At 68.0% G+C, this 5,511-nt stretch carries 7 protein-coding genes; 5 read left to right on the forward strand and 2 right to left on the reverse strand.

The annotated features are described in order from the left end of the window. A partial coding sequence (locus IU449_RS28620) for a cell division protein FtsK (protein ID WP_195005300.1) occupies nucleotides 1-1,079 on the forward strand: 1,079 nt, incomplete at its 5' end. Between the two features lie 580 nt (nucleotides 1,080-1,659). Beyond that, complete coding sequence (locus IU449_RS28625) at nucleotides 1,660-2,676, forward strand: protein rep (protein WP_195005301.1); 1,017 nt, start codon at nucleotides 1,660-1,662, stop codon at nucleotides 2,674-2,676. Between the two features lie 1,010 nt (nucleotides 2,677-3,686). On the opposite strand, the gene IU449_RS28630 is transcribed toward IU449_RS28625, so the two are convergent. Both IU449_RS28630 and IU449_RS28635 read right to left on the reverse strand, forming a co-directional pair. After that, the gene (locus IU449_RS28630) at nucleotides 3,687-3,872 is read right to left on the reverse strand and encodes a hypothetical protein (RefSeq protein ID WP_195005302.1); all 186 of its coding nucleotides are present in this window, start codon (nucleotides 3,870-3,872) and stop codon (nucleotides 3,687-3,689) included. A 3-nt stretch (nucleotides 3,873-3,875) separates the two neighbouring features. Next, nucleotides 3,876-4,208 carry a hypothetical protein gene (locus tag IU449_RS28635; RefSeq protein WP_195005303.1) on the reverse strand — a complete coding sequence of 111 codons (333 nt, stop codon included), beginning with the start codon at nucleotides 4,206-4,208 and terminating at the stop codon, nucleotides 3,876-3,878. 70 nt (nucleotides 4,209-4,278) lie between these two features. Here IU449_RS28635 and IU449_RS28640 point away from each other — a divergent pair, with 70 nt between their 5' ends. From IU449_RS28640 to IU449_RS28650, 3 genes are all read left to right on the forward strand, one after another. After that, nucleotides 4,279-4,689 carry a hypothetical protein gene (locus IU449_RS28640; RefSeq protein ID WP_195005304.1) on the forward strand — a complete coding sequence of 137 codons (411 nt, stop codon included), beginning with the start codon at nucleotides 4,279-4,281 and terminating at the stop codon, nucleotides 4,687-4,689. A gap of 5 nt (nucleotides 4,690-4,694) precedes the next feature. Continuing rightward, nucleotides 4,695-4,895, forward strand: a complete 201-nt coding sequence (locus tag IU449_RS28645; protein WP_195005305.1) for a hypothetical protein — start codon at nucleotides 4,695-4,697, stop codon at nucleotides 4,893-4,895. Nucleotides 4,896-5,038: 143 nt separating this feature from the next. Next, nucleotides 5,039-5,511: hypothetical protein (locus IU449_RS28650; protein ID WP_228805864.1), on the forward strand; the 473-nt coding region annotated here is incomplete at its 3' end.

A 5,511-nucleotide genomic window follows, 5' to 3' on the forward strand; every position in this document is an offset into this window, starting at 1 on the left:
TCCGCAAGGCGGCGGAGCACCTGGCCGATCACTGGGGTGTCGAGCGCGTAGCCGTCACCCGGACCGCCCCCGGCCGGATCACCGTGCGGGCAGTGCGCACCGACCCCCTGACCATCCCGCTGACGGCCTCGACACCACGCGGGCCGGTGGACCCTGCGTTCTTCCCGCTGGGCATCGATGAGCACGGAGAGGTCCGGGGCCTGCGCTTCCGTGGCGTGTCCGGCTACGGCGTCTACGGCATCCCCGGCAGCGGCAAGACCTCGCTTCTCCTGGGCCTGATCGCGCACTACGCCGAGTGCCCCGAAGTGCAATTCGTTGTTCTCGACGGCAAGACCAGCACGGGCCTCGACGGCGACTACTACGACGTAGCCGATCGGTGTGCGGCCGTCACCGGAGACGACCTCGGCCAGGCGAACACGCTGCTTCACCAAATCTCCGCGTTGCGTCGCATCCGGTCCGGCACCATCCGGCCGACACTTGGCACCCCGAACCTCTGGGATGTCGGCCCGTCGCCTGCCTGGCCGCTGGTGATCGTGATCGTGGACGAGTGCCACACCTACTTCCAGCAGATCAGGGACGGCGGAGACAAGCGGCTCAAGGAACGAAACGCCCTGGCCGCTGAAAACGTGCTGTTGGTCGAAGACCTGGCGAAGAAGGGCCGCAGCGTCGGCGTGCTGGTCATCCCGGCCACCCAGAAAGGCACGGGCGACGCCATTCCCACCCAGATCAGGGACGTACTGACCGGGGCTGTCTGCTTCGCCACCCGGTCGGACGCGGCGGCCGTCGCGGCACTCGGAGAGGACATCCGCCAGCACCCGGAGGCACACCCGTCGCAGTACGTCGGGGAGGCGTACGTAGGCGTAGCCACCGTGACCGCAGGCGGACGAGAAGGGTTCCTACGCATCCGAACCCCGTATTGCTCCCCGCTCACCGCAGCGGCAGCCGTGGAACGCGGCGCCCATCTCACCGCCCGCCCCGACGTGCTTCCCGGGCTCACGGAAGGCCAGGCGCACCGGACCGCTATTGCCTGGCACACAACGGAAGTGCCCGGCGAGTCCCCTGGTCGCGTCGGCGACTGACAGTACGGTGCCCACCTAGATCACAAAGGAGGGGCCGGGACAGCAACGCCGCCCGACCCCTCCCGAATGTCTGAACCGCCTGCGCCCCCACATCACGCCAATGAGTCACGGGCCAGGCGGGTGTCCCTTGCGATCGAGACGAGGACGAATGGTAGCAACAGCAGGTCACACCGGGTCGCCGGTTGCCACATGGACATGTAACGGATGCGGAACGACCTTTCCGCGCGCCTCGAAAGGGCGACCCCGGCGCTGGTGCAGCGAGCAATGCCGACGACGCGCCAGCACGTCGAGCAAGGCCGGGTGCGGGCCCCGGGGCGGGACCACCCCGCACCGTGACGGGCGGGACGCAGGAGGAACGGGGCGGGGTGGCCCGGCTCTGCCGGGTCTGCCCGTCCCGGGGCCCTCTCCGACCGACGTGACGGCCGCACATTCTCGGTATACCGCAAAGTTTGCAAACAGCCCTGATCAGAGCACGTATTCGAGTGTGCGGAAAGTCCGCTACCGCTTGCGGCACTTGCTCCGTGAGGTCACCACGATCGACCGGTGCAAGGCGTGCGGATGGTCCTCACTCGGCCAGGGCGTGACCGTCAAGCGGTCCATCACCGGAGAGGGCATGGCACTGGCCGGATTCGGTGGCATCGAAACATGCGGCCGTATCTGGCTGTGCCCGGTCTGCTCCGCCAAGATTCGCTTGCGCCGGGGAGACGAGATCGCCCGCGGCGTCGCCAACCACTTCGGCACGGGCGGGTCCGCACTCTTCGCCACGGCCACCCTGTCGCACGAGCACGGGGACGAACTCCTGGTGACATTCGATGTGGTGGCGAAAGCCTGGCGCTACGTCACGAACTCCCGGGCCTGGAAGACCGCCAGGGAGCGCTACGGCATCGTCGGCACGATCAAGGCCGTGGAATGTACCCACGGCGATAACGGTTGGCATCCGCACGCGCACATCGTCGTGTTGCTGAGTCAGCCGTTGGACACCCCGGCAGTGTTCGCCCTGTGGCAATCGTTGGACGCGGCATGGGCACAGGGCCTGGCCCGGCAGGGATGGCCTACCGGCCTCACCCCGTACCGATTCCGGCTCGACGCCGTGCAGCTCGACGACAGCGGCGTCGGCCTGGCCGCCTACGTCGCCAAGGTGCAGGACAAGGGACTCGGCAACGAGATCGCGCGCGCTGACCTGAAGAAGGGCCGCAGCGGATCACGGTCGCCGTTCGAGATTCTGAGCGATTTCGGCGAAAACGCCCTGGCCGATGATCTGGAGCTGTGGTGGGAGTACGAGCACGCCACCAAGGGCCGCAGCGCTATCCGGTGGTCCCGGGGCCTGCGTGCGCTCATCCTGCCGAATGAGAAGGAACTCACCGATGAAGAGATTGCCGCTGAAGACGTGGGCGGAGAACTCGTCGCTGTCCTGAGTCGATCGCTGTGGGCCCGCTTGCGCGAGCACCCCGATGTGGTGGCCGATGCGCTGGCAGCCGTCGAACTCCTGGGATGGCAGGGCTTGATCATGGTGCTCACCCGGCATCGGATCGGGCTGTCCGGGCTGTACACCCCGGACGAGTGGGAAACGCCCGGCGCCGTGGACCTCTCCGCGTAACCGCCATCTGACCGGCCCGTACGTCGTACCCAGTGCGTCGAACGGGTCGGTTCGCGTTTCCTGCCCTTTGTGGTTTCCACTCGCTCAAGTGGCTCCGTCTGGGCAGAGGAAAAAACGGGGGCTATGCGTACGCATCCCAGGGCCCGCGATGCTGACCGCGCAGCACAGATCAGGGGGAGAGTCACCCCCCAGGGATTCGGCCGGCCGAATTCGTCGGGGAGAAAAAAACCGTCCTGACTGCCTCGGTGAGTCAGGGACCGGGGGGTCGATGTTTCCTGGTCTCCCCGAATCTCTGGACTCGTCGCACTGGGTAGCGCCCTCCCCGTAGGTGCACGGGCCAGGCCGGGCCGGTGTGGTCCCCCTGGCCCCCGAATTCTGAGCGGGGAGCGAGAGAGTTACCGCGCGGTGTCCTCTCGGGCCTGGCCGGAAGAGAGCGACCCCTTACCCCCGTGGTGGCCTCCCTGTGGGTGGCCGGCACCCGGGGGGGAGCAGCCGGGGGAGGACACCGCCTATGCCCGGGAGGCGAAGCGGAGAGGGTCAGGGGACACCGCCCCACCCCGCGCGTTCATGCCCAGCCTGGCCGCTTCCCCGATACATGCCGCCCCAGGGCCGGCGAGTGGACAGGCAAGGGTGTCAATCGCGCAGCGACGCGCAGCGCCCTTGCGTGGCCGGGAGCGGACCGGACGATTACGGCATCGGGGGAGAGGACACCCGACCACTACCGAACACGTGTCCCGGAAGTGCGTGTCCCGGAGGTTGTCCCAGTCGCATCACTGGAGCGGTCGCAGTGAACTGCGTCGGCAGCGACAGCGACTACCGGTGTCGTCGGGCCTGCGTGGGAGAGTGTGCCTGTGGCCGTGCTATGTCCGTCCCCGAATCTGTGAGGGGGAGAAGGCACGAGAGCCGGAAGAGTCGCGGCGGTTCAACCGTCCCGGGCGTGGTGGACCCCGACCCCCCGACCGGGTGGAATGTCCGAATTCTGACCTCCGATAAGTGAACGTTATCGGGGGTCAGACCGTTCGGGACCACTTATCACCGTGCTGTCCGAGCCATGCCCGAACGCTGTGTGAGTCCAGCCGTACCCCGTCATCGGAGAGCGCGCGGACGATCGCGGCGGCGTCGGCAGCACTGTAGCCCTGGCCCACCAGGAACCACGGCAACTCCGGGCCGGAGAGCGCGTCGTGTTCGTCGCTCATCGTTCACCCCTTCTCACCGAACGCATGGCCCCAGGCGTCCCGGGTGACCTTGCTCGCGGCCCGGCCCGTCGCGGCGGAGATCGTGACCCCGGTCAGCCGGGCGACCCGTGCGGCGCCCATGATGCCGCCCCGGATGGCGTACGCGGAGAGCACGTGCTCGGCCTGCCGGGCCAGGCCCTGTGTGTGGGAGAAGTCGGTCAGGAGCGGGGCAAGCCACTCATCTACCGGCTGGTCCGTGCCCGGTTTGCTGTGTGCCCGTAGCCGCTTCGCGATCGTTTGGAGCTGACCGGCCAACGTCTCTACCCACTGCGCCAGCTCATCTGGTGGTTGCGTCATGTCGGTCTACTTTCTAGAGTGTGGAGTAGTCGTATCTCGACTTTCTACACTCTAGAGCGGAGACCCCCTCATGCCTCAGACGTTCGTCATCGACCAGGCCGCCACGTTCACCGCGGTCGCTTTCCTCTCCAGCGCTCCCCGCATGGTGTTCGGCAAGGACGGGGAGCAGGACCGCACCGTCGACGGTCTGCCGAAGTGGGAAGTCCAGTGCGTCGCCGGATTCCGGGACATGCGCGGCAACGCTTCCCATGAGGTCATCAAGGTCAACGTCGCGGCGCACACCGACCCCGGCGCGGACCTGGCCTCGTTCACCCCCGTGCAGCTGGTCGGCTTCATCGTCGGCGTGGTCCCCCCGGAAGTGCGCAAGGACGAGCGCACCGGCCGCGAACGCCTCTCCGGTGGCACGGTCTGGTACCGGGCCGACAGCATCCGCAGCACCGCTGTTCCGGCCAACGCCCGCACCACCAAGGCCGGGGAGTGATCGCCATGCCCGCACCCACCGAGTCGTTCGCCACCATCCCGCCCGTCTACTTCAGGCCCGAATCCATTCAGGCGCGCTGGGTCGCCGGGGCTGTCTCGGTCGCGGTGTCTCTTGGCGGGATCACCGTCTACCTCACCCCGGCCGACGCTCACGTCTTGCACGAGTCCTTGAGCATCGTGCTCGACACCGAGAAAACCGCCGAATGATCAAGTCCCCCAACGATTTCGGAGGCAAGCCCTTCCCGCTGAGGGAAGGGTGCGGCAGCACCTAGAAAGCGAGGCCCGACCAACGGCACATTGGTCGGGCCTCTCGCATCTCCAGCCCTCTCACAGACCCGGAGACACACACCATGATCCCCGAATTCCTCGCTGTATCGAGCACGGCCGCGACCGCCAGCGCCTACCTCACCGCGCAGGCGTACGGCTACGGCGCCCGCTATTGGCACCTGACCGACCCCGACGAGCGCCAGGCGCACCGGGATGCGGCACGCATCCGCCGCACTTGGCCCCGTACCGCCCGCTATCTGGGCCTGGCGCTGCGTGACGACCGCCCGACTGCCGCCGACATGGTGGCGGGACGCCAGCGCGCCCAGGACGCCAGGAGATACCGCACACCGCGCATCCGCCGACTGACCACGGACCGCTACGGCGTGACCGTGGAGTTCCGCACCGTGCCGGGCATCGGCGCAGACCAATTCCGCAAGGCGGCGGAGCACCTGGCCGATCACTGGGGTGTCGAGCGCGTAGCCGTCACCCGGACCGCCCCCGGCCGGATCACCGTGCGGGCAGTGCGCACCGACCCCCTGACCATCCCGCTGACGGC

The sequence above is a fragment of the Nocardia higoensis genome (genome assembly GCF_015477835.1).
GTDB classification, from domain to species: domain Bacteria; phylum Actinomycetota; class Actinomycetes; order Mycobacteriales; family Mycobacteriaceae; genus Nocardia; species Nocardia higoensis_A.

What these genes read in the sequence shown, in the direction of transcription:
- IU449_RS28630 (WP_195005302.1), bottom strand. Translation starts at nt 3,872, where the DNA reads ATGAGCGACGAACACGACGCGCTCTCCGGCCCGGAGTTGCCGTGGTTC.
- IU449_RS28635 (WP_195005303.1), bottom strand. Translation starts at nt 4,208, where the DNA reads ATGACGCAACCACCAGATGAGCTGGCGCAGTGGGTAGAGACGTTGGCC.
- IU449_RS28640 (WP_195005304.1), top strand. Translation starts at nt 4,279, where the DNA reads ATGCCTCAGACGTTCGTCATCGACCAGGCCGCCACGTTCACCGCGGTC.
- IU449_RS28645 (WP_195005305.1), top strand. Translation starts at nt 4,695, where the DNA reads ATGCCCGCACCCACCGAGTCGTTCGCCACCATCCCGCCCGTCTACTTC.